This window comes from Tessaracoccus bendigoensis DSM 12906, from assembly GCF_900141915.1.
Classification (GTDB): Bacteria; Actinomycetota; Actinomycetes; order Propionibacteriales; family Propionibacteriaceae; genus Arachnia; species Arachnia bendigoensis.
On record NZ_FQZG01000012.1, the window covers coordinates 25,399 to 49,575 of the forward strand.

Genomic DNA, 24,177 nt, shown 5'->3' on the forward strand with positions numbered 1-24,177 from the left:
TGGGCGGATGGTTTCCTCATGCGTGTGAGGTGCGCTCCGCCAGCCCGTTCAGGTGTCTGAGGCTCAGCGGGGGTCGATGTAGTTGAGCGTTCCGGTGTCGTATCCGATGAGCGCCAGGGCTTCCCAACGAGGTGGAAGGTCGGCGGCAGTAATGATTGCGTGAACCTCGCCGTGTCGGTCGGCCTCGGCGCTACGGAGCAGAACGGCGACGCCGACGGTCTCCCCAGGCTCGAACATGCGCCCTTCGATCTCGTAGGGCGCAGCAGGGCGAAGAGAGAACGCGGATGCTGAGTCTTGTTTCATGACAGTCAGGTGCGTCAGCGGTTCGTCGTTGTTCATGGGGTGCCGCCGGGAGTCAGCCCCGATGCTCTGGCGCTCGTGTCGAACAGTTCCAGCTCGGCAGGGTGCAACTGCTGCTGCACGACGAAGCTGCGTTCCTTGATGCGCCACAGGCCCTGCCCGACGCCGAGCGAGGGCAATAGCTTCCGCTCGGTGGTCGTCAGGCCGAGGGTCTTGGCGGTGACGCTCAGCTGGTCGCTCTCTTGCCGGTAGATCACGCGCGTCTCTGCGTTCGCGAGCAAGCTGTTGGCGAGCGAGCGCATCGCGGAACCGGCGTCGCCGACGTTCTCCAGGTCGGTCAACTTGTGGAAGATCAAGGCGTTGGCGATGCCGTAGTGCCGGGCGAGCCGCCAGTGCGCGTCCATCCGCTTCAACAGAGACGGGTGCGACATGAGACGCCACGCCTCGTCGTAGATCACCCACCGTTGCCCGCCCGCCGGGTCGAGCAGCGCTGATTCCATCCATGCCGAGCAACAGGTCATGAGTGCGCTGATGAGCGTGCTGTTCTCCGTCACCCGCGACAGGTCGAGGCTCATCATCGGCAGCGTCGGGTCAAACTGCACGGTCGAGGGGCCGTCGAACAATCCCGCGAGGTCACCGGCAACCAGCCGCCTCAAGGCGTGACCGACGATACGGCCATCCTCAGTCAACCGCCCGTCGCTGTCGTCGGACGGAGTGAGGATGCGGTCAACGACCATCGGCAGAATCGGCACCGCGTTCTCGCGCACGGTCGCGGTCAGCGCCGTGTCGATCGCGGTGTGCTCCAGCGGTGTGAGGGTACGGCCCAGGACGACCTCGGCCAGCGCGCCGATGAGGTCGCGGCGGCGCGCGGTCACGGTGCTCTCCCACTCGGTGTCGGTGAAGTGGGAGGGCCGGTAGCCCTCGTCCAAGGGATTGAGCCTGTTCGCCATGCCGTGCCCGAGCGCGATCGCACGTCCGCCGACGGCTTCCGCGACGGCGGTATGTTCGCCTTTCGGGTCGCCCGGCACATACACGCGCCGCCCGAACGGCAGGCTACGTGTGTAGAGCGACTTGGCGAGCGAGGACTTGCCCGAGCCGACGATTCCGGCCAGCACGACGTTCGGTGCGGTGATGACGCCGTTGGCGTAGAGCACCCACGGGTCGTACACGAACGAACCGCCGCTGTAGAGGTCTTGACCGACGAAGACGCCGGACGAGCCGAGGCCACCCTCGGCGACGAACGGGTACGCGCCGGACAAGGTGGCACTGGTGTCTTGGTGCCGGGGCAGGTGGAAGCGGCCCGGTGTGCGCAGCATCGACGGGCCGGGTTCGCCTGCGGCGGGCAGATACTGGCGTGCGGCGCGCTCGGCCTTCTCCGCTTCCGCTCGGGCCTTAGCCTCGTCCATGCGCTGCTGCCGCTGCTCGCGGTGCAGCTGGTTCGCGGCCTGGCGTCGCTGCTTGCGGTAGCGTCGCCGCTCGCTGGCGGGGGCGACCAGCACCGAGGCGTGCAGCTTCTCATCATCGCTGCGGCTCATCGCCCCAGCCCCCGGTCGCGCTTGATGTCCGCGATGCGGTCAGGGGTGAACCATGACTCGTCGCCGCGCACCCGGTTCCGGCGCTCATCGAGCGCACGCCGCGCGGCCTCGGCGTTCACCGCGTCCTGCGCAGGGCCGATGCTCTGCGGGCGCTGCCAGGCGATCCGACCCAGGTGCCCGGATGCCTGATCGAGTGCGCTCTCGGCGGCGCTGACATGCCCTGCGGCCTGACGGAGTGCGTCGGCGGCGGCCCACGCGTCGGCAGCGCCGAGGCCCAGGTCACCGTCGTCGTGGGCGGCGCGATCTTGATGGGTGAGGCTGGCCCCGCCGAGTTGGATGAGCGACTGTTCGAGCGAGCGCGTCGCGCCGAGCAGTTCCCCGACGATGCCGTAGAGCTTGTCGGGGTCGTCGATGCGCAAGGTGGCGTGCGCGAGACCTCGCAACGCTTGACGGGCTTCGGCCGCGTCGGCGGTCGGGTCGTTGAACGTGGGCATGTCGGGCCTCCTGAAGTATCGGTGCGGATGGTTGGGAGGTGCGCTCGACGGCTCAGACCTTGCGGCTCATACCTTTCGGCACAGCGGCAGCGCGGCGGCGGTGAACGCCTGTGCCTGCTGGCCAACCAGCACGCGGGTCTCGCAGGAGGCTTGGATGGCGGCCTGCTCGATCGCGGCGACCGCCGCTTCCAGTTCCTCGAGCGAGTGGGCCGAGACGGAGATCAGGCCGGTGTAGCGGAGCACGCCATGCCCGGCGGTGAGGTCTGCCTCCTGCTGGAGCACGTCGTGGTACTCGGCGGTCTGGGAGGCGTCTTCGATCTGCCCGATGCGGGCACGCTGGGCGGCGTCGCTGATGTACTCGGTCTTCTTGCGGCGAATGTCGCGCGCGGCCTGATCGGTGCGCAGCGGGGTGCAGATCAGCGAGAACGCCCGGTGGATGCCACTACTGAGCAGCACGGGTGAGAGGAACCCCGGATGCACCATCGAGCGCGGCCACTCCGAAATCCAGACCACACAGTGATAGGCCGAGTCGCTGCGCAGATGCCCCCATGACTCGGTGACCGCGACCGGACCTGCGGTGGCGAGGTCGTGGCCGAGGTCGCCGTGGCGTTCCAGCGTCGCGGCGATAGCCGGGTCATACGCCGAGCGCAGGATGACCGCGATCTGCCCCGTGCCCAGCCACCCCTTGCTCGTCAGGTCTGCCGAGCGCAGCGCCGCCGACAGGGTGCCCATCTCCTGCCGCAGCACGGCGGCTGCGCCCTTGATGCCGCCGCCAGCGGTGCGGATCTGGCGGGCAGCGGCGCGCATGTCCAGGCTCAGGCTGAGCGTTGTCGCGTGACGCTCCCCGGCAGGCCCGGCCCGGTCGATCAGCTCCTGATAGGTCGTCGCCGCCCACGAGCCGTCAGCGGTGCCGTGCGCGGCCCACCACTCGGCCAAACCCTGCCCGGAGTCCGGCAGGGTGCGTTCCAGCACTTGCAGGGTAGCGATCCGACCCGAGCGGCACACGGTCGCCAGCACCCGGCCCCACGCGGTCACCCGGCGTTCCTGCTCGCCGGGGTCGAGCAGCACGAATGCCGGATGGGTGATCTCGGTGACGACGGTGAGGGTTCCGGCGGTCGGGTCGTGCACCATCCCGGCCCCGGTCTCGGGGTCGGTGTACTCGCGCAACCTCGCCATGTCGCCGGGCAGCGCGAGCGTCCCGGCAGGGCGTGGAGTGACGATCCTGCGCCGGTAAGCCAGCTGCCTCCCGGTGCTACGCCACAGCCACCAGCAGGCCACCGGCAGCCACTCGACCAGCGGGCGGCCCGCGACCGGAATCCAGGTGATCGCAGCCGCCAGCACCCAGATAGGCGCGGTGATGAGGAACAGGACACCGCCGCCGCCGTAGAACGCGGCCACGAGGCTCGCCCCACCGACGCCGAGGGTGATCAGCTGGCTCAGCGACAGGCCGAGCAGGATGCCGCGCCTGGTGAGGCGGGAGAACTTCACGGGAACCAGCTCGCCCCCGCTGTGCTCGTGGGCCGTTTCAGTGCTGGGCATGGCAGGTCACTCCTTCGTCGGCGTGGGCTTCGGCGGTGGCGGGGAACTGGTCGGGGTCTTCGGCAGCGGTTGCGACGGCGGCGGCGCGTGCGGGGTGACCGGGGCCTGCCCTGACTGCTCGGCACCGGACGCGGCTTGATCGGCTTGACCAGCGAGCGCCTGGCCCGCTTTCGGCCCGGCGGTCGCGGCTGCTTTGACCACAGCGGCACCCGCCACGACTCCGGCAGCGATCGGCCCGGCCGCCGCCGCACCACCACCGGCACCTGCTGCTCCGGCGGAACCACCCGAACCTGCGCCAGCACCGCCCGCCGAGGACGGCGGAGGCGTGGGCTTCGCCTTGGGGCCACCCCCAGCTCCGCCGCTTCCGCCGCTGGGTTTCTTGTCGCCGCCTTTGCTGCCTTCGTCGAGCACCTTCTTCGGGTCGCCGCCCTGCGGCTTGCCCGGCGTCGGCAGGGGCCGGTTGAGTGCGCTCTTGGCATCCTGCTCGGTTCCCATCGAGTTGTAGAGGTCGAAGCCGATGAACGACAGGAACCGGTACGTCATGTACGGCGCGAATCCGGCCAGCGCCATCAGCACGACCCCGGCGAGGGGGTCGGCGATGTTCGACAGGTCGCCGTCGATCGGGGCCGACACCTGAGTGACGGCGACCAGCAGGATCACGACGAGTACGAGCTTGGACAGGATCAGCGCGATGACGAACATCGCCCACTTGGAGATCCACCCGCGTGTGGCATCCCACGAGGCACCGGCGAACGCGAACGGGGCCAACACGACCGCGACCAGCAGCAGCGCCTTGCGGATGAGCAGGCTCAGCCAGACGATCGCGGCGGCTGCGATGGCGAGGGAGGCGAGGAAGATCGTCAGAATCGCTCCGACACCGGGAGCGCCGACGTTTAGCGCGGTCAGCCCGGCAACGAGGATGGCGATCTTGTCGCCCATCGTCTCGGTGGTCTCGCCTGCGGCTTGGATGATGCCGACCGCGAGCTGGTCGGTGATCTCCAGCAGCAGGGCTGTGAGGGTGATGACCACGAAGGAGCCGAGCACGCTCTTGGCCAAGCCCAGGGCGGCTCGGGAGAGGGCGGCGGGTTCTCGGCGGATCATGCCGGTGATGAGTTGCAGGCAGAAGAACAGCAACATGACGAACACGGCGATACCGAAGATCAGGTTGTACACGCCCACGTACTCGCCGCTGGTGACGTCGACCAGCGTGGTTGAGTCGAAGACCGTCCACACGGCCTCGAAGAGCCAGCCGGCGGCTTCGCCCATCGCGCTGGCGAGCCAGTCGAATGGTGCCGAGATCAACGACGCGGCGGCTTCACCGGCAACATCGCAGACGCTGGAAATGACGGGGATATCGCACACGCCCATCACGAGCCTCCTTGTGGTTCGGAGATGGATGGGCCGGGTCAGACGGTTTGGCCGACGCCCCAGAAGAAGTTGATGAGCGTGACGGATGCGCCGCAGACGACGGCGGCACCGCACGAGACCAAGACGCCGATCTTGCCCCGGCCTGCCAGATGCGGGTTGGAGGAGTTGGAGCCGTAGGCCCAGATGATCGCGGAGACGATCAGCGCCAGAACGGACAGGATCAGGCCCACGGTCATGACCGCGCCGACGATGGTGCGCAGCTGCTCGATTCCCGGCAAGCCGCTGGAGTTAGGGTCGATGTCGATCACGGCAGTTCTCCTTCACGAGGCGATGGATGGTTCTGCCATCAGGTGCTCCCCGCTGCCACACACGAGAAACGCCCGCCCGGACGGGGCGGGCGCTCAGAAGCCGGGCGGGTCAGAGTTGCTGGCCGACGCCGATCAGCCAGTTCATCCACGCAACTCCTGCACCGGCGAGCACGGCCCCGCCGAGGGAGACCAGCACTCCGACACGGCCCTTGGAGGCGGCGGAATAGTTGCCGGTGCTCGATGAGACAGCCCAGATGATCGCCGAGACGATCAGCATCAGCACCGCGATCACGAGCGCGAACATCAGCAACGCCCCGACGACCTCCCGTAGGTCGCCGATACCAGCCAGTCCGTCGAAGTCGGGAAACACATCCATGACCGGCCGCCTATCTCACCGTGACGTGCAGGTGATCGTAGTGCCCACCCGTCACGTTGTCGGGGTCGTGCATCCCGCCGCCGTTGTACGGACGCCACCCTTCGGCATCACGCCCGGGCGACCAGATCTTGCCCTGCCAGATCAGGTACTCGACGCCGAGAGCTTCGGCGTGAGTCTGCATCCAATCGGTGACCTGCCATCCGTAGGCAAGTTGCTCGCTGGTCGGGTATTGACCGATCGCGTTGCCGAACGTCAGATCACAGGCACGCCCCAGGGGATGCTCCGATTGCGTGCCGGGCCGGGGCGAGTAGCAACCCCACCCGATGTCGGGGAACTGGGCGAGGGTCTGCTCATACAGGTGCAGCATCCGGGCGGTGATCTGCCCGTTCGAGGTCGGATCGTCGACCATCCGGTTCGGGTCGTCGCCGTCGAACGGTGCCAGGTCACCGGCGGTTCCATTGGTGCCCCCGCAGCCGTTGGGAGGCCCGACCTCGGCTTCGGGGAGGTCGGCGGCGTTGTGCTGGTTCAGCCACGCGGCCGGGTCGATCTGTTCGCCGTTGGTGCCGCCGGGTCGAACCTCGAAGTGCAGATGTGCTCCGGTGCTTCGCCCACTCGATCCGACGTCGCCGATGTGCTGGCCAGCGCTCACGCGGTCTCCGACCGAGACGTGGATGCCGTGCTGCCACATATGCGCGTAGGCGGTGGCGACGCTCTGCCCGTTGATGGTGTGCTCAATGATGATGAGACCGCCGTAACCGCCCGAGAACTCAGCCACAGTCACCGTGCCGTCAGCGGCGGCCAGGATGGGGGTGCCGTCAGCTGCGCCGAGGTCGAGGCCGGAGTGATAGGAGGTCTCGCCGGTGAAGGGGTCGCTGCGATGCCCGAACTCGCTGGTGACGACCCAGGTGCCCTCGGGCAGGGGGAACACGACCCGCGAGGACTCCGTGACCTGCCCTGCTGTGACCAAGTAAGGGTCGGTCGCAGCTGCTGGGCCACCGGAGCCGATGAGCGTGGTGAGGATCGTGGCCGCTACAGGCTCGTAGTTGTTGTACCTGTCGGGGTAGGCCGAGACCTCCACGGCCTGCGCCGCTTCGCCCTTGCCCATCTGCTGCCAGCCGGGAATGTCGAGCAGGCCACGCGGCGACGGGTAGTTGGGGCCGTCCGGCCCGCCGTAGAACGCCCGCGCTTGATACGTGGAGTCCATGAGTTCGGCGACCGTTCCCCAACCCGACTGCGGACGCATCTGGAACAGACCCAGGCTGTCGTGGTCGCCGCCATTGCCGTCGTTCGGGTAGTCGGCACTCTCGGGATAGGCCGAGGTATTCGACAGCATCCGCAGGGTGGATTCGGTCAGTGCGGCCATGAGCGCGATCTGGATGCCGTCGCGCCCCACCCCGTCGATGCCGGAACCGATCTCGATGATGGTGGCCGCGTGCGTGAGTTGCTGCCGGTTCAGCGTGATCCTCTCGCCGTTCGCGGTGGTCGCGGTCAACTCATCGGGGATGTTCCCCACGGTGATGCCGGAACCGTCAATCGTGCAGGCGGCGTTCGCGGCAGGGTTCATCAACACCCCGATCCCGACCAGCGCGATGAATGGGCCGAGCAGAAGCAAGGCAGCGAGGGCGATGACTGCTTTCTTCATCATGTCCTCCGTTTCAGCGCAGCGGCTGGTCGAGCATCGACAGGCGCAGCAGGTAGCAGGACGGCACCGCACCCGCCTCGGGTGTGCCGGTCTTGTTGCGGCTGCCGGTCGGCGGGTCGTCGGGTGGACAGGCGAGGAAGATCGTGAACGCCACCGGATGCTCCGACGTCACGGGTTCGTCGTTCCAGATGCCCTCGCGGTGCCGGGTGCCTTCGATCGTGATGGCGGTCGCCCCGACCGGGAGTTGGCCGGGCCGGGCTTGCTCGACTGCCTGCGCCCACTGCTCGGGCACGTAGGCGTCGGTGATGGTCAGGTGCTGGCTCGTGCTGTACTCGCGCAGATCCACCCAGGCGTCACGCGACGGCAGATAAGCGGCGAGGTCAGAGGCCAGGCCCGCCTGCTCGTTCCCGGTCGGGTCGCCCACATCCAGCAGCACGGCGGTGTAATCCAGCGGCAGAAACCCACTGGCCGTATCCCAGGTGAACAGTGCGTGCGCGGCATCGCGCGCGAACTCTTCTGCGTCAGTCGACGGGGCGATCACCGGCAGACGCGGAAGCAACGAGTCGGGGTCGATGCGAATCGGCGACGGTGGCTCATCGGGTGACGGGGCGGCGTCGTTCGGGCCGGTCACCAGCCCGTAGATGCCGATCGCGGCCAGGACGAGGAACGCGACCCCGGCGCAGACGAAGGAGATCAGTCGGCGGCGGGTGCGGGCGGGATCATCGGGAGTCGTCTTCATGACTCCCAGGTGCGCCGCCCGCGCACCCGACAAGGGTTAAAGCGCCCGGAGATGTCTGCGTGGGCTGTCCAGCGACTGGCGCGCTGTGCGTAGTTCGTCGGCGAACGTGCTGGTGCCGTCAGCGGTCGCCAGGAACGAGGCGATCTGCTCGTCGGTGAGGTCGTTCGCCAGGATTTCGGCGTCGTAGTGCGTCCACCAGTCGTCAAGCTCGCTCCAGGTGGCGACGAACGCGCGCACCGGCCATCGCGCAGGCTCGGCCTCGCCTGCTGGGGCCGGGGCAGGGTTGTTCTGTCCTGCCTGGGCGCGGGCGATGGACTCACGCGCCACGGACTCCAGATCGGCGTCCTCGTCTGCGGCGTCGGTGACAGCGGCGCGGATGCGCTCGAAGCCGGGATGCACCGGGGCACCGGCGTCGATGCGTTTCAGTTCGGCAGCGGCGTCGCCGCGCACGGTAGCGGGCAGGGCGGCGTCGTCGGCGACGTGCCGCAGGTAGTCGATCTTGTCGAGCGTCTTGTAGGACGCGCCGCCGGGAATCATCGCGGCGGCTTGCTCGCTGGCCCGCCCGGTCTGCTCTGACGGTGCGGGAAACTTTCCCGCACCGTCAGTTCCGGGCTGGTTCTCCGCGCTGAACCGTGTCGCCGCTTGCCTGCGCGCGGCATCCTCGGCCATCAGGGTCTTCAGTTCCCGGTACAGCGCCGTCTTCTCGCTCGGGGTGAGGTCTTTGTGGAGCATGTTGTCGTCTTGCTCGGCCAACAGGTGACCGAGCCTGCCCGAGACGCCCGAGCGCACCCACACGCTCACCGTGCGCCAGCCGAGCAGCTTGATCGCCGCCAGCCGCCGCGCCCCGCACACCAGCACCCCGTCGATGGTGACCGTCAACGGTTGCAGGAGGCCGTCACGGGCGATCGACTCCGCCAACGCGGTCAGGTCGCCCAGGTCGGTGCGGTGACGGTTGCCGACGATGATGGACTCGACGGTGCGGTCGAGTTCGATGTGCCCGGTGTGCCTGCTCATGACCGGCCCCCACGCTTTGGGGCCGCGAGCGAGATCATCAGCACGAGATCGTCGTCGCGCAGCAGGACGCGCAGGTTCTCACCGATCAGCAGCCGCAGCAGGATGCCTCGCCCGGCAGCGGTCGCGGCGTAAGCCGGGCTGGGATGCCCGAGCAGCGCTTTCAGCAGCGCTGTCCACGCGGTGCTGTTCACGTCGAGCAGGGCGCGGGCGTGCTTGTCGCGTCGCAGCGCTTCATAGGCGCTTTGGCGGCTTCCTGCTCGGGCGAGCGCCTGGCAGATGTGCTCGACCCCGGCTCGGGCGATATGCGGGGGCCAGCCCAGCAGCGTAAACAGTGCGATGGCGTCTTCGACCGCTGAGCCCGCCGAGCAGCACGCCGTCGAACTCGATGGTTCCTCGGTGCTGAGCGGGTCGGGGTCGGTGACGTGGAACGCCGAGTGGTAGTCCGTCAGTGGGTTCTCCCGATCCGACAGCCGCTCGGCGTCGTGGAACGCCGAGTAGTGCGGACGCCGCGCTTGATGCACCGAGCACAACAGGCCCTGCCCACGTTCCTCGGCGATGCAGGTGATCTGCACCGCGTGGGTGACCACGCCCCAGGGGTCGTTCGCGGTGCGCGCGGCCTTGGTGCGCATCACATCGAACGCGGCACTGGCTGCCTCCCACGGGTCGAGGCCGTGCTTGCGAGCCAGCGCCCCGTACTTGTCGGCGGCGTAGGCCATCAGGTCAGCGACCACCGGGTCGGACTGCCACGCGCCGGGGCCGCCTTCGTGCAATCGGTTCAGCAGAGTCCGCAAGCCCTCGCTGCGGGTGAAGTCTTCCGGTTCACAGAATGCCGTGCGGGTCGTCATGATGGCACCTCCTGATGGTGAGGTGCACAGGGCTGGCCGTCGTGTCGGGGGCGGTCGGGCGTTAGTTGTCGAGTCATCGCCATTCACCGCTTCACGACTTCCCGACCGCAGCCCTGATCGGCGCGTGGTGCTGGGCGCCGTGCCCGAACGCCGACAGCGGCGACAGCCGCTTGGCCCGGTCACCGAGGTTCCGCATCCCGGCCACGAGTGGTTCGCGAGCCTTGCGCGACATCTCGACTTCCATGTCGATGCCCCGCCCGGCCAGCGATGCCGTGTTGCGGGCGATCAGATCGGTGGGCCGCACCCACTCGATACCGCGCGCCCGGTGTTCCTCGAGTTTCTGCTCGACCTCTGCCGCCTCAGCTGCATCGGCCGTCTCGTCAGTCGTGGGGGTCTCGACCGTGGTGTTCTTGCGCTGGGTCACGTCGGCGGCGGCGACCGCCTCGGGCACCTGCCGAACCTCGCTGCGGTCTTCCGGCATCTCCGGTTCGGGCACATCCTCGACGCGCCAGTCCTCGTACCCGTGTGCCTGCTCTCGCGGGTCGATGTTCATGATGTTGTCTCCATCTCTGTTGTGGTTTCCGGTTCCTCGACCGGCGGGGCAAACCAACGGCCCACCGTCGAGGCGTGTACGCCGAGCTCGTCGGCGATGGCCTTGTTCGACCACCCGGCCTCGCGCAGCCAAGCGGCACGTTCACGCCGCCCCAGCACCAGCTCGGCCTCCGGCTCGGCGTCCGGCGCTGCTTCGGACTCGATCGCGGCCAGGGGTTCTGTCGCAGCGGGTAGCTCGGACGGTGCCTGCGCCGTGCTCGGCGGCGCGGCGGTCGAGCGGGTGAGGACGACGGTGAGGTGCGTGCTGGCGAGCAGCACCAGCGGCGGCACCGCAGCGACTGTCGCGGCGAGCATCGCGGGCACGCTGGCATCCGCAGCGACGACCGCGTGCAGAGCGTTCGCAGCCACCGAGACGAGTGCCCCGCAGATCAGCAGCGCCCACGGATACCAGGCACCCCTGCGACCATCGAGAGCGACAACTGCGATGGTGGAGACCACGATCAAGCCGTCCACGAGCAAAGGCCAGATCCACGCCTGCCCCGGCGCGATACCCGACCGGGCCGCGAGGTCTGCCAGAGCCATGAATGAGAGCCAGAACGCGCCGATACCAATCAGCACAGTGCCGGTCGCGGCGGTAACTACCGCCCAACCCCATGCCGGTCGTCGCGCGCTCATCACAGCCCCCGACCACTCACCGAGACCGGCGGCTCGTTGTGGGCGAACCCGGAACCCGTCTGGCGTACCGGGGCGCGACGACGCGGCCCGTAGGTGCTGACGTGGCGATACGCCGAACCGACTGTTCGGGTGATCTCGTGCTCGCCCAGACCGGACTGGCCCGCTGCCGGGCCGAGCGCGTTGAGCGCTTCGCGGGGCGAGTGGCCGTGCTCGGCCATACGGCACGCGGCCTTGAACAACCCCAGGTTGCGTTCGCCCTCGGGCCTGCGAGCCACCTGCGAAGCGAGCCGAGCAACGTCCAGCGGACAGCCGCCCGGTGGTTCCGGCGCGGGCACGTACTTCGGGCGCGGGTCGAGGAAGTCGCGCAGCCGCTGCGCCGCCAGCGGCACCACCAGCCCTCCGGCAACGGCCTCGACTCGGTATGAAGTCGGGTGACCGTCGATCGTGCGCTGCGAGGGAGGCACGATGATGTAGCCGCCGTCACCCCGAAAGTCGATACCCGCTCGGCCCACTTGCCACGACCGCTGCTCGCGCCCAGCGTCCGCGGGGTAATACAGATGCCTGCCGCCAGTGGGCGTGGTCACGACCGCCAACGGCTCCGGCAGCAGCCCGGAGCGTGCGGCGCGTCCGAACGCGGCGTACCCGTCGACCTTGTGTACGTCAACGTCGACGACGACCACACCCGAGGCTGCACCGGTTGGGATGGCAAGGTTCGCGCGAGGCCGCTGCCGCCACCACGCCTCCACTTGCCCGGCATCGGTGATCGCCTCGTGGAAACCGCGCTCGGGAATCGGACGCTTCCCGCCTTGCGCGCACGGGAACACCGGCACATCGAGACGGGCCAGCTCGCGCGCGACGAGTGGCAGCGGCACACTCTCGCCGAGCCGGTAGAAGATCGCAGCGACCGCCGAGGCCCGACGCGCGATCAGATCGTGCGCCGCGCGAGCGTCGCGTACCTCAGCCATCGCCAGGCCTCCCTTCCGCCGGATGCCACCCGCCAGTGGGTGGCCGTACGACCGTGAGGTGCGTCGGGAGGTTCAGGAAGACGAGACGGACAAGGAATCGAGACTGTGACCATCAGGCTTCGTGAAGAACCCGACGAGTCTGTACCGGACTACCAGGCAAAACCGGCCCGGAACGGGCGAGCGCCGATGGTCTCGATAATGCGGCTCAGGGTTGGGTGATCGAGTACACCGCTCAGGCGGTGAACGCCCGCCGCATCTGCCTGTAGTAGCCCGGTGTGACGCCCACGTACTCGCGGAAGAGTCGGGTCGCGTGACTGCGGGAGTGCCAGCCCACGCGCTGTATCGCGGCGGCGACGGTGAGGTCGGTCTCTCGCAAGTATTTTGCCAGAAGCTCCGCCCGAATCATCGTCAAGAACGCCAACGGTGTCTTGCCGTATGCCTCGATGAACACGCTGCTTAAGCGCGAGGGCGACAGGTGAACCTCAGCAGCGAGGTCGTCGAGCGACCACCGCTGCTCCGGTCGCTCGCGCAGCAGCTGCGCGACGTGGCGAACCTCAGCCCGCAAGGGGGCGAAGCGTCGATCACGAGGGAGGGCGGGCCGGATATGCGCACGCTGAGATGCTGAGAGGCGCACAGGTGAGACCTTGATGTACGGGGCAATCACGTAGGCGATCTGGAACCACAGCGCCTGCATCCGCAAGTAGTGGCGTACGGGGTGCCCGTCGACGCTGAGCCGCACCATCTCATCGAGCCACGGCATCAGCATCCCCGCCCGGTCTTCGCCGAGGCGCAAGATCTGTGCTGGCTCGGTGTAGATCGTCTCGGCGAACCCTTGCGCGCTCAGCCGGTCATCGAGGAATGCCGCGTATTGCCAGCGCAGTTGGTCAAGCAGGAAATCGGTGTCGGCGTAGATAGTCGTGACCGTGACGTGGCCCTCGGGTTCTGACCCGCAGAGCACGTTCGCGCCCAGCATCACCACGTCACCGGCCTTGACCGGTTGTTGCCCGAACTCGGAGAACAGGAACGCCGAGCCATCGCGCACGATGATGAACTTCACACAGTCATACGCCACCGGCAGCACAGGGCGATACATAGTTCGAGTTCGCGCCACCAAAGGCGCGTACGGTCCGGCCTGAGGCTCGGACGAACGCGCTCGTCGAAGTTCTGATGCCCTCATGTATGCCGACTGATGGCGGAGATCGACGCTATCTGTTCCGTGGTCTACATGGCATCCAGCGGACGTCCCGCTTCAGCTTGTCTCATACGTCCCGCGGTCAGCGCGATCACAGCGAGCAGAGGGGGAAGCACTCCCGAAACCACGAAGATCACCGGAACTGGGACGAGTAGAGATAGCGGGCCTGCAATAGCTATGGAAACGGGCATGAACGCGATCGAGACGAAGAAGTCAAGGCTTGCGACGCGACCGATCATGTCGAGGGGAACGAGCCGTTGCAGCAGGGTTCCCCAGATCACGACCCCGGCCCCTGTGGCGGCTCCGACGATGAACAGGGCCGCAAGCATCACGATCAGACTGTCGGCTATTCCTATTGCCACGAGGGGCAAAGTGCCGCCGCCCCAGCAGGCGATCATGAACGTGAGGTAGCGGCGCGGGAGTCTCAGCGATGACACGACCAACGAGCCGACAGCTCCGCCGATGCCGAATGCGGCCAGCAGGAAGCCAAAGGTCGCTTCGGCGTCCTCGAATCGGTCGCGGGTCAGGAACGGCAGGAGCACTTCGATCGGCCCCTGAATGATGAGCGCGAGCGAGGAACCGAAGATCAGTGTCCACAGTAGCCAGCGGGTGCCGACCACATAGCGAATGCCCGCACGGAGATCGCCCCACATGCTGGTTCGATCCTCTGGCGCTACCGGTTCGTCCAGATGTTCACGGCGGCTGAGGAACAGGGTGATGATGAACGCGACCGTGTACGAGGCCGCAACGATCACCGCTCCGATGGCGGGGAAGAACAAGCCGACGACGATTCCGCCGAGTGCAGGTCCGAGGCCCTGCCCGAGGGTCGGCCGGAGCGCACCTTCGAGGCCGTTCGCGGCGAGAAGCTGCTCAGGTGGAAGCACCTGGGGCAGATAAGAGCTGTAAGCCGGGTAGAAGAACGCGCTTCCGGCACCCATCGCGAACGAAGCGACGGCGACGTGCCATAGTTCGATAGTCCCAGTCAGCGACAGGGCAGCTACCGCGGACATGATCGCGGCGGTGCCGCCTTGCACGGTGATGATGATGCGGCGCTTGGAGAAACGGTCGGCGACCACTCCGCCAAGCATGGAGAACACGAACAGGCCCAGGCTCATCCCGGTTGCCACCGCTGAGAGCGCTAGCGGACTGTCGTTCAACGCGATCACCTGGAAGACCATCACGATCGTCCACACGCCGGTGCCGAAGACCTCGATGCCGACGGCGGCGAACAGGAGGCGGTAGTCGCGCGTCGCAAGAGGCCGAATGGAGCGCAGCAGGTTCAGCTTCTTCTCGGTCATACCGGCACCGCGCTTCCGGCCATCGCCGACAGGTCGATGCTCGGCCAGTCGGCCACATCACGCAGGAGTTGCCGGTCGTGAGAAGAGACGACGACGGCTGCTTGGGTTGCCCCCAGCGCTTCGGTGAGTTCGTCGACGAGGGCGATGGAGAGATGGTTCGTCGGTTCGTCCAAGAGCAGGACATGGGGGCGCGCGGCGAGTACCAGCGCCAGATCGAGACGTCGTTGTTGCCCCATCGACAGCTCGCCCACCCGCTTGCTCAGCTCTCGCGGTTTCAGGAGGCCGAGCTGCGACACCCCGACCGCATCCGAGGACGGCACGATCCCGGCAGCAACGAGCGCATCGAGGTACGTTTCGTAGACCTCGCTCGCTCGCCGTTCGGGCGGCAGGTCGGACTCCTGGCGAAGAAACCCCAGGCGCGTCGTGCGGGGTTTGCGCACCACGCCGGTGTCTGGCGCAAGGTCTCCGCCAGCAACTTTGAGAAGGGTGGATTTTCCTGTTCCGTTTGGGCCGGTCACGACGAGCCTGCCGCGGTGCGACAGTGAGAACGACACTGGACTGCGAAGCCGTTCAGTGACGCTGACGTTCTCGACGCTTAGCAGCGCCGCGCCGGTTCGGGTGCGCAGTTCGGGGAAGCGGAACACCTGGGGCGGCTCGGGCACGGTGATCGCGTGCGCTTCGAGTGCCTCTCGGCGTCGGTGGACGTTCTGCACGAGGCCACCGGCTCTCGTGGCGCGCCCGTGCTTGTTGGTGCCCTTCTCCGGGCGCCATCCTGAGACGAGCCGGTTCTGGGCGGCGCTGAGGCTGTCTTGCAGCCGCGCACGCTCGGCCTGCTGCTTGTCGTACTCCTGTTCCCAGCGCTCCCGCTCGGCCAGTCGTCCTTCCCTGTAGCCCAAGTAGCCGTTCCCGTACACGCGCAACCGCTCGTCCGGAGTTGGATCAAGATCGACGATGGTCTCGGCGAAGTCCGACAAGAGTGCCCGGTCATGGCTCACGACCACGACACCGCCGTTGCGGGATCGCAGCTGGGCGGTCAAGAACTCGAGCCCGCTGCGGTCGAGATGGTTTGTCGGCTCATCGAGTAGCAGGAAGTCGTCGTCAGCGCCCAGAAGACAGGCCAGGCGCACGCGGTAGCGTTGCCCGACTGACAACTCCGCGAGCGGCCTAGTCGTGTCGGTTTCTGCGTCGAGTGCTTCGAGTGCGATTCGGACGCGTCTCTCAGCATCCCAGGCGTCGAGTGCTTCGGCGTGCTCCAGAGCGGACGCGTATTCCGCTTCGGCGTCTGCGGTGCCGTCGACGAGTGCGTGGCTAGCAGCGTCGAGTCTCGCCAATGCCGCAAGGGGCTCGGCGATTGCTTCTGCGATGGCCTGCCCGACGGTGCGCTGGTCGGAGGCATCCATCTCCTGCTCCGCGACACCGATCGTGCCGATGCGCTGCACCGTGCCGCTATCGGGAGTGAGCGTGCCTGCAAGCACGTGCAGAAGGGTGGACTTGCCTCGTCCATTTTCCCCGACGATCGCGACACGCGAAGCGGGGGTGACGGTGAGGTCAGCGTGACTAAGAACCGGGGTGACGCCCCGTAAGACGGAGACGTCGGAAGCGATGAGTTGCGCGCGAGCGCGCGCGGGAACAGGGTGAGTAGCGGTGTGCATTTGAATCCTTGAAAAGGGCGCACCACAAGCCGAGAGCGTCAGCAAATGGGTACACGAAATGACGGCGACCCGAAAGGGTCAGAACGAGTCGCTTCCGCAGGCCCGGAGATACTCAACGAGCGCGGTCAGCTAGCTCAGCCGTCACAGGAAGTACAAATGCATAGGGCTAGTATACCCCACGTCCTTCTCGCTGTGCCTCGCGGGCTTGCGCGGGCCGATGAGATGTGCGTTGAGAAGACGGACGGGTATGAGCCGCTCGGAGTGCGTCGTTCTGTCTGACCACTTTCTAGCTGTCGCTGACTTCGGCGGCGCGACTCACCTCGGCGACGCGCGCCCTTCCGCCGCGTGCCAGGATCCCCCACACGTCTGGCACCAGGGTGCCTGGCCCGGGCGCGGAGCGCCCACCTGACCCCTGAGGCGGCCCCTCCCGCACCCGTCTCGGGGAGGGGCCGTCGTGGTGATGACTATCCGGGTCATGTCGTCCGGCAAGGGGTACGAATACCTGCTGAAGTCGGTAGTCGTCGGCGACGGCGACCGGGAGATGAGCAGCCCATTGACCCGGTACTACACCGAGACCGGGAGTCCGCCCGGCACCTGGGTCGGCACCGGCCTTCTGAGCCTCGACGACGGGCGCACCCCGGCATTGACCGAGGGCGACACCGTGACCGAGGAACACTTGGCCCGGCTCCTGGGTGAGGGCATCCACCCGATCACTGGCGAACGACTCGGCGCTCGGTTTCCGTCGTTGCAGCCTCCGCGCGAGCGGATTGCGGCCAGGGTTGCACGGCTCGACCCCGACTTGCGTGGCGAGGCGCGAGAGCAAGCGGTGCAACGCATCCGGGAGGAGGAGATTGCGAAGAAGCCGCGCACCGCCGTTGCGGGGTTCGATCTGACCTTCTCGCCGCCGAAGTCAGTGAGCGCGATCTGGGGCGTGGCTGATGCGGGCACGCAAGCTCTGATTGCGCAGGCGCATCACGCCGCGATGCGTGACACGATCGCGTTGCTGGAGGATCGCGTTGCGGTGACTCGGGTCGGCCGGGGCGGTGTGGCGCAGATGCCGATCGTGGGCGTGATCGCCACCGCGTTCGACCACTACGACTCCCGAGCCGCTGACCCGCAACTGCATACGCACGTCGTGGTGTCGAACAAGGTGCAGGGTCAGGATGGGCGCTGGCGCACCCTCAACTCGCGCCGCCTGCATAAGGCCGCTGTCGCTCTGTCGGAGTCGTACAACGCTCTTCTCACCGATCACACCGCGCGGCTGCTCGGCGTGACATGGGTGCCCGTCGACCGGGGCAAAGACCGCAACACCGGCTGGGAGATCGAGGGCGTACCAGCGACGCTGATCGCGGAGTTCTCCCGCCGCACCACCGGAGGCAGCGACGCCGGCGAGGGCATCGAGCAGGTCAAGAATCGGCTGATCGAGCAGTACGTCGCCGAGCACGGGCGGCAGCCCTCGGCGGCGACGATCGCGAAGCTGCGGCAGCAGGCGACCTTGGAGACGAGGCCTGAGAAAGAACTGCACTCGCTGGCTGAGCTGACCGCCGATTGGCGTGCGCGGGCCGAGGTTTTGCTCGGCGAGGACGCACCCACATGGGCGCAGCACCTGCTCGACCGGGGTGCGAGCGAAGCGCGGCTGCGTGCGGACGATCTCGGGATGGAGCAGATCGAGGATCTCGCCTCCGTGGTGCTGATAAGCGTGGCGAACCGGCGCGCAACCTGGGGGCGATGGAACCTGCACGCTGAGACGATGCGGCAGATCATGGGCGTCCGATTCGCTACCACCGATGACCGTCTCCGAGTGCTCGATCAGATCGTCGCGCACGCCGAAGCCGAATCGCTCAGACTCACCCCGGAGTACGACCGCGCCGTGCCCGCTCATTACGTCGAGGGTGAGGGCAACAGGTTCCAGCCGGTCGATCAGATCGCCTACTCCTGTCAGGACATCCTCGACGCCGAACGGCGGCTCCTCACGCACAGCCAAGATGACGGTGGCCCGGTGCTTACCGCGCGGCTCGTCGCGCGGCACACTTCCCGCAAGATCGGGGGCGTAAGGCTCGATCCCGACCAGGCCGTCGCTATCACGCGCATCGCCCGTTCCGGGCTGACCCTTGATCTGTTGGTCGGCCCGGCGGGTTCCGGCAAGACCACGGCGCTGCGCGCCCTGCACCGGGCGTGGACAGCGGCGCACGGCCGCGACTCGGTAATCGGCCTTGCACCGTCAGCGGCTGCTGCCGAAGTGCTCGGCGAATCGCTCGGTGTGCGAGCGGAGAACACCGCGAAGTTCCTCTACGAACACCACCACGGGCGCTGGAACCTCGAAGCCGGGCAGCTCGTGCTTGTGGACGAGTCCTCCCTGGCCGGAACACTCGCACTCGATCGCATCACCGCGCATGCCGCCGAGGTCGGAGCCAAGGTCGTCCTCATCGGAGACTGGGCGCAACTCTCGGCAGTCGAGACGGGCGGAGCGTTCGGGATGCTCGTCCGCCACCGGCAAGGAGCACCCGAACTGACCGATGTGCGCCGCTTCTACAACGAGTGGGAGAAGGCTGCGAGCCTCGGCCTGCGACACGGGAACACGGACGCGCTGGAGGACTACCAGGAGCGGGGCAGACTGCTCGACGGTGACGCCGAGGCGATGCTCGACAGCATCTATGAGACATGGCGCACCGATCGCGACCAGGGCTTGCGCACGCTGATGATCGCGGGCACCGGCGAGATGGTCGCTCAGCTCAACGAGCGTGCCCACGCCGACCTCATCGAAGCTGGGCAGGTTCAGGAGGATGGTGTGCGGCTGCATGACGGCACCACCGCAGGCGTCGGCGATCTCGTCGTCACCCGGCTCAACGACCGCCGCTTGTCCACCGGGAGGACGTGGGTCAAGAACGGCGACCGCTGGCACGTCACCCACCGCTACGACGACGGATCCCTCGCCGTGCGCCGGTTGGGGCGCGGCGACAAGCCCCACGGCAAAGCTCTCGTGCTGCCCGCGAAGTACGTCCGCGAGGAACTCGAACTTGGCTACGCCTCCACTGTCCACCGAGCTCAGGGAGCCAGCGTGGACACCGCGCACGCGCTCGTCGATCCCGAAGCCTCGTCGCGGGAGTTGTTCTATGTGGCGATGACGCGCGGCAAGCACCGCAACCACGCCTATGTCATCGTGCCCGACCCGCACGAGATCGAGGCGCATCTCGACCAGCCCGAGCCACTGACCGTGGCGGACCGGCTCGCCAAGATACTCGCCCGCACTGACGCTGACCTCTCCGCCACCGAAACCCTCGAGCTCGAGGTCGACCGACACGCCTCGCTGTCCACGTTGCTCGCCGAGTACGAACTGCTCGCCCGCGAAGCGCAGACCGAACGATGGGCAACTCTCCTCGATGTTGCCCCCTTCCCCGAGAACGTGGCCGACGACGTGTTCACCAGCCCCTACTACGAACGCCTCGAAGCAGCCCTCGCCCGCCACGAGGCCGCCGGCCATCTCGCATCCGTCGCGCTCACCGCGCTCGCACCGAGGCTCACGCCCGGCGAAGACCGAGCCGACCCAGCCGCGCAGCTCGCCGCCACGCTCGACCAAGCCACCCAGCAACTACCGCCCGGCAAACGAACCAGAGTACGAGTCGCCGGACTCATCCCAACGCCCGCAGAGCCGATCGCGGAGGACATGCAGACCGCACTCACCCAACGGCAGGCACTCATCGAGACTGCCGCTCGCGGACTCGTGCGAGACGCCCAAGAAGCGGAAGCCGCATGGGTAGTGCGGCTCGGGCAACCCAGCGCCCGCCCCGAGGCGAAAGAACGGTGGGAAGTACACGCCTCCACGGTCGCGCTGTACCGCTACCGCCACGAGATCACCAGCGCCTCCCCTTTGGGCGAGGCCAAAGACGCCATAAGTGCAGATCAGTTCGCTGAATACCGTGCGGCACTGAACGCGCAGTCCCAAGCGGCAAGAGTTGTTCGGCAGCGTGAGCCAGAAGTGCTGCAAACTCGTTATCAGAAAGGAAAAGTGTCACGCCGTCGCTAGCTGGACGGAAGGAGCATGAGAGCAAACCATCACGCGCTAGACAAACTCACGAATCAGATGATGCTGCGCGGACCCGTGCCCGCCGTAACACCTCGTTCACCTCGCGCACAATCATCGCTGGGACGCCAATCGAGCTGAGATCCTGTTCTTTGAGCCATTCGAGGACTTCAGGCGTTGTGAGACTTCCATCGGCGATGAACTCGGATACTTGGATCGTTGCGGTACGGGATAAGCCCAAAGACATGAGGGAAACGTCGGTTGGCCTAGAGACCCCCAACTCAAGCATCATTGTAACGTCAGGACGTGCAGGCGAGTCTGCATCCGGTGGAGCAATCAAGTCAACGATATCTGCGTAACACGCCAAATACTTCGGGGCTCTGAATCGAGCGACTTGCTCAACGTCATCCAGCACAGCGCGGATACACTTCGCGCTACTAAAGGTGTCGGGCTTGTGATTCCGCTCATACTCAATTCGTTCAGACACGAGCCAAGGGATTGGACGACCCCTCATCCAGTTCAAGAGCAAGACCGACAGGCGCGCCCGATTCCCTGGAACTCCAAAACCAGCCAGCATGTTCCGTTCGCATCGAGCCAAGACACGCACAAGTCTTTCGAACGCGCCCTCGTCATGCGGAGAGAGGAGCGGCAAGGTATCTGGATCCTTTGTGCGGAGATCATTCAGCAGCCGCTGCATCGCTTGCGGATTAATACCGGGGTGCGATCTACGGATCTGTTCTGGGACTTGCAGTTCCGCTTCCTTGAGTTCAAACGCGCCAACTAGAGCCGTTGCCTCATCCGCAGATAGCGCTCGGAGAGCCACCGAGTCCTCTCCCCGGGCAGCCGCGTCAAACAGGTGCGCGGCCAGGGCCTCAAGATCCTCGTCCTTCTTGACCCCACGTTCATGTTCGCCGTCTCTCATAATGAACTCGGAGACCCGTCGAGAATCGATGATTTTGGCCTCAGTTGCGAACGTGATGCGACCGCTGGCTCGCTGCATCGGTGCAGGATTTGTCCAGCCTCCGTTAGCACGGGTGCCAATGCAGATAATGTTCCCCGCAAACTCGGCACCCCACCGACCTGCGCGACCGGCAAGGTTCCAGAAATCAAATGGCGTCATCGGGTTGCCCTTACCGCGCCGCGGATTCATGATCCAAATGTTCGTGCACGGCAAGTTCACCCCCTCCAGAAGCGTCGAAGTGCAGACCAGGAACCGGATCAATCCAGCCCGGTAGAGTTCCTCGACGCCTTGCCGAACCGGTTGGGGCATATTTCCATAATGGAAAGCGACTCCACGGGCTACTACCTCGGACAAGAGGTAAGTCGAATGGACTGACTTACGGATAAGGTCTTGGAGTTCTGATATTCGGGGATCGACCAGCTCTGCTTCAGGGCCGAGGTACTCGAAGATCTGCTTTGCACAGGTCTCAGCGTCGGCGGGAGTGTTCGCATAGACGATGTTCAGCGCCTGCGGGCCGGAGAGCTGGGCGGGAAGAGCAGCGAGACGCTTTGATCTTGGGTGAGGTTCTTCGCTCAGGGAGACTTCCGCAATCGTTCGCATCTCACCATTTTCCGCACGTTCAACTGTCCACTTCGGCGCGTGGCGGGGTATGGGATTTACCCAGTAGAGGTTCTGGCTGACGCTGGGTATTGGCGAAATGAACGCGTGTGTTCGGTCCTCATTGGTAGACCTGGTGAGAAGCTCCTCAGGGTTTTCCGTCATAGGGCTCGCGAAAACCGCTTTCAAGTCCGAGTTTCGACGCAGTGCCTCCTGAAGAACCTCTTCCAAAAGGATTCCTCGGTAGCCCTCTCCGATTTTCTGCGCTTCATCAAAGAAGACGGCGGTAGGCCTAAGGTCGGGAAAACGGTCAAGAGTAATCTGCGCCCGCTCTTGCGTCATCACCAGGATTCGAGAGCCATCGCTCGTAAAGCTGCTGTCCCAAGGAATGGAGTGAATATGTACTGAGTTTAGTTCGGGCTCGTCCAAGAGCTCCTTAGACACCTCGTCAACCAACGCTCTCGTCGGTATCACATATAAAACGACTGCCTCTTCGTCGGTGACTGCCTGGTCAATCACCCACCGCTTCACCACGTACGATTTTCCTGCGGAGGTTGGTGCCGAAACGCTCAGCCATCCGTTTGTCCGGGCTTCTCGCCAGAATCGCTTCTGAAAATCGCTACCAAGAAACGGTTCACCGGCCGCTGGCTGAATCGTATGCTCAAGCTTTGCAGCGATGGAATCGAGACGCAGAGGAAGAGGGAGCGCGTTCCGATAGGACTCGCTGATCCGCTGGCGCTTCATGGCTAGCGTGATGGATGGCCAGTTACCGAACCTTTCCAGAAGGAGAGCGGCTGCCGCCTTGTTCTCAGGAGTGCTGGCTGACGATTGCAATGCTCCAAAAGTAATCTCCATGACGGCTTGCTGAACCGAAGCGCTTCCGTCTTCATCAAGGGCGCTCGTAAGGAAGAGCGCCAAGTCCCAGTCAATATCAGATCGTGTTGACCCAAAAGTTGCGGAGGGGAAAGCTGAACGGTCAAAATCTTCCAGCACCGCGCGCCGAAGATCCTTGAAGACTTCTGAATCTAGTATTTCATCATTGATCTCAGTCATCGCTCGCCAGACCTAGTGCCGAAAGGGTCAACTTCCGAAACTGACTTACATTAGTGAATGGGACCATAAAGAAGTCTATTTCGAAACGTTCAAGTTTTTGGTTGCCGACGTGAGTACCTAGATGCTCCGACCACGAAGCAATCAGCTTATGGATGGAGTCATCATCTTTGATGTCACTGGACGCAACGTAGCCCGGGTACTGCGCGAGGTCGAACCCAACCAAGCACGATGCGCGCAGTTCCAGGAGATTCCATTCGGGATTCTTTTTGATGAAGAACCGAACCATTGTGTTCTTAAGCTCTTGGCCCTCGACATCAAGGTTGTCTCGCACCAAACCCAGATCCCTGGATGCGTTTTTCCTGCTGGGATCGGTCATGAAAGGGGCAACAGAGTCAAGGCATTCGCGTACGGCTGCCGCGCGATCCGCGTGGATCTTTGACTCGCCCCAATAGATTGCCAAGCCTCGTTCGGTCTTCTTAGCGTGTACGCCATCAGCGCCGTGGTAGTGAACCATGTTTGCGGTTTTCAGACTCATCTTGCTTAGGATTTGTGGCGCCCCTAGCACACGTTCAGTAAGCAAGTAGAGGAGGAGTTCGCCTGCTTCGCCGGAGGTCGTGCTCTCCACAAAGAGATCTACCGCTTCTTTTCGCAAGGCGTTGGAAGCTTCTTGGGAACCTGTTCTGATTTGTTCTTCGAGCGCTTCGGCACGCCGTTCACGAGGGATGCAATAGTCCGTCACGAGGTTCGCTAGAAACTCTGCAAGCTTCGACTCCTGAAATATCCCGTTAACGTCTGCTGGAATCAGATGAGTCCTCAGATGAGTCTTAATGTCGGGTAGGTTTACTGTCTCACCCACGGTGATCAGATAGCCTTCGAGGGTGTCCGCCCCCTGACGAGGCGCAAGACCCCGGAGGTCAAGTTCACCGGAGATCTGGGAGGTCGAGCCTTCGATCGGCTCCGTGGCTTCAGTCACTTGCCTAACCTGCTAAAGCTATTCGCAAGACAGCACATCTAGCCTTAAGCGGTTCAGGGGGCTCATCCGTGACCTTCT

The 24,177-nt window shown here is 65.6% G+C and carries 20 protein-coding genes; 1 reads left to right on the plus strand and 19 read right to left on the minus strand.

The genetic code is table 11. The features are described from left to right. Positions 1-63 precede the first annotated feature (63 nt). The 17 genes from BUC15_RS04405 to BUC15_RS04485 form a co-directional block, all read right to left on the minus strand. Positions 64-339: a hypothetical protein gene (locus tag BUC15_RS04405; RefSeq protein ID WP_073186327.1), complete on the minus strand. Its 276-nt coding sequence runs from the start codon at positions 337-339 to the stop codon at positions 64-66. Next, positions 336-1,835 (minus strand): ATP-binding protein, encoded by a 1,500-nt coding sequence (locus tag BUC15_RS04410; RefSeq protein WP_073186328.1) that lies wholly within the window; start codon positions 1,833-1,835, stop codon positions 336-338. Before BUC15_RS04410 ends, BUC15_RS04405 begins: the two co-directional genes overlap by 4 nt. Beyond that, a complete protein-coding gene (locus tag BUC15_RS04415) occupies positions 1,832-2,329 on the minus strand; it encodes a hypothetical protein (RefSeq protein ID WP_073186329.1) in 498 nt (165 codons plus the stop codon). Before BUC15_RS04415 ends, BUC15_RS04410 begins: the two co-directional genes overlap by 4 nt. A gap of 66 nt (positions 2,330-2,395) precedes the next feature. Then, positions 2,396-3,868 (minus strand): SCO6880 family protein, encoded by a 1,473-nt coding sequence (locus tag BUC15_RS04420; protein WP_073186330.1) that lies wholly within the window; start codon positions 3,866-3,868, stop codon positions 2,396-2,398. A 6-nt stretch (positions 3,869-3,874) separates the two neighbouring features. Next, entirely contained in the window at positions 3,875-5,236 is a 1,362-nt protein-coding gene (locus BUC15_RS04425) for a conjugal transfer protein TrbL (protein WP_073186331.1), read from the minus strand. 38 nt (positions 5,237-5,274) lie between these two features. After that, on the minus strand, positions 5,275-5,544 hold the full coding sequence (locus BUC15_RS04430; protein WP_061942653.1) for a DUF6112 family protein: 270 nt from the start codon (positions 5,542-5,544) through the stop codon (positions 5,275-5,277). Between the two features lie 109 nt (positions 5,545-5,653). Continuing rightward, positions 5,654-5,920, minus strand: coding sequence for a DUF6112 family protein (locus BUC15_RS04435; RefSeq protein ID WP_073186332.1), 267 nt, complete (start codon positions 5,918-5,920; stop codon positions 5,654-5,656). A 10-nt stretch (positions 5,921-5,930) separates the two neighbouring features. After that, on the minus strand, positions 5,931-7,562 hold the full coding sequence (locus BUC15_RS04440; RefSeq protein ID WP_245787887.1) for a M23 family metallopeptidase: 1,632 nt from the start codon (positions 7,560-7,562) through the stop codon (positions 5,931-5,933). Positions 7,563-7,575: 13 nt separating this feature from the next. Next, complete coding sequence (locus BUC15_RS04445) at positions 7,576-8,301, minus strand: hypothetical protein (protein ID WP_073186334.1); 726 nt, start codon at positions 8,299-8,301, stop codon at positions 7,576-7,578. 36 nt (positions 8,302-8,337) lie between these two features. Then, positions 8,338-9,315, minus strand: a complete 978-nt coding sequence (locus tag BUC15_RS04450; RefSeq protein ID WP_073186335.1) for a ParB N-terminal domain-containing protein — start codon at positions 9,313-9,315, stop codon at positions 8,338-8,340. Then, complete coding sequence (locus tag BUC15_RS04455; RefSeq protein WP_073186336.1) at positions 9,312-10,160, minus strand: hypothetical protein; 849 nt, start codon at positions 10,158-10,160, stop codon at positions 9,312-9,314. The genes BUC15_RS04450 and BUC15_RS04455 overlap by 4 nt, the downstream gene beginning before the upstream one ends. 91 nt (positions 10,161-10,251) lie before the next feature. Then, on the minus strand, positions 10,252-10,713 hold the full coding sequence (locus BUC15_RS04460) for a hypothetical protein (RefSeq protein ID WP_073186337.1): 462 nt from the start codon (positions 10,711-10,713) through the stop codon (positions 10,252-10,254). Continuing rightward, positions 10,710-11,387: a DUF2637 domain-containing protein gene (locus BUC15_RS04465; protein ID WP_073186338.1), complete on the minus strand. Its 678-nt coding sequence runs from the start codon at positions 11,385-11,387 to the stop codon at positions 10,710-10,712. The genes BUC15_RS04460 and BUC15_RS04465 overlap by 4 nt, the downstream gene beginning before the upstream one ends. Then, on the minus strand, positions 11,387-12,352 hold the full coding sequence (locus tag BUC15_RS04470) for a bifunctional DNA primase/polymerase (RefSeq protein WP_073186339.1): 966 nt from the start codon (positions 12,350-12,352) through the stop codon (positions 11,387-11,389). The genes BUC15_RS04465 and BUC15_RS04470 overlap by 1 nt, the downstream gene beginning before the upstream one ends. A gap of 232 nt (positions 12,353-12,584) precedes the next feature. Continuing rightward, positions 12,585-13,445, minus strand: a complete 861-nt coding sequence (locus BUC15_RS04475) for a helix-turn-helix transcriptional regulator (protein WP_073186340.1) — start codon at positions 13,443-13,445, stop codon at positions 12,585-12,587. Positions 13,446-13,573: 128 nt separating this feature from the next. After that, complete coding sequence (locus tag BUC15_RS04480; RefSeq protein ID WP_073186341.1) at positions 13,574-14,842, minus strand: MFS transporter; 1,269 nt, start codon at positions 14,840-14,842, stop codon at positions 13,574-13,576. Then, entirely contained in the window at positions 14,839-16,494 is a 1,656-nt protein-coding gene (locus tag BUC15_RS04485; RefSeq protein ID WP_073186342.1) for an ABC-F family ATP-binding cassette domain-containing protein, read from the minus strand. Before BUC15_RS04485 ends, BUC15_RS04480 begins: the two co-directional genes overlap by 4 nt. A gap of 460 nt (positions 16,495-16,954) precedes the next feature. On the opposite strand from BUC15_RS04485, the gene mobF reads away from it, so the two are divergent. After that, positions 16,955-20,518 (plus strand): MobF family relaxase, encoded by a 3,564-nt coding sequence (gene mobF, locus BUC15_RS04490; RefSeq protein ID WP_245787888.1) that lies wholly within the window; start codon positions 16,955-16,957, stop codon positions 20,516-20,518. 46 nt (positions 20,519-20,564) lie between these two features. On the opposite strand, the gene BUC15_RS04495 is transcribed toward mobF, so the two are convergent. After that, positions 20,565-23,126 carry a DEAD/DEAH box helicase gene (locus tag BUC15_RS04495; protein ID WP_073186344.1) on the minus strand — a complete coding sequence of 854 codons (2,562 nt, stop codon included), beginning with the start codon at positions 23,124-23,126 and terminating at the stop codon, positions 20,565-20,567. Continuing rightward, positions 23,119-24,099, minus strand: a complete 981-nt coding sequence (locus BUC15_RS04500) for a HamA C-terminal domain-containing protein (RefSeq protein ID WP_073186345.1) — start codon at positions 24,097-24,099, stop codon at positions 23,119-23,121. Before BUC15_RS04500 ends, BUC15_RS04495 begins: the two co-directional genes overlap by 8 nt. Between the last annotated feature and the right edge of the window lie 78 nt (positions 24,100-24,177).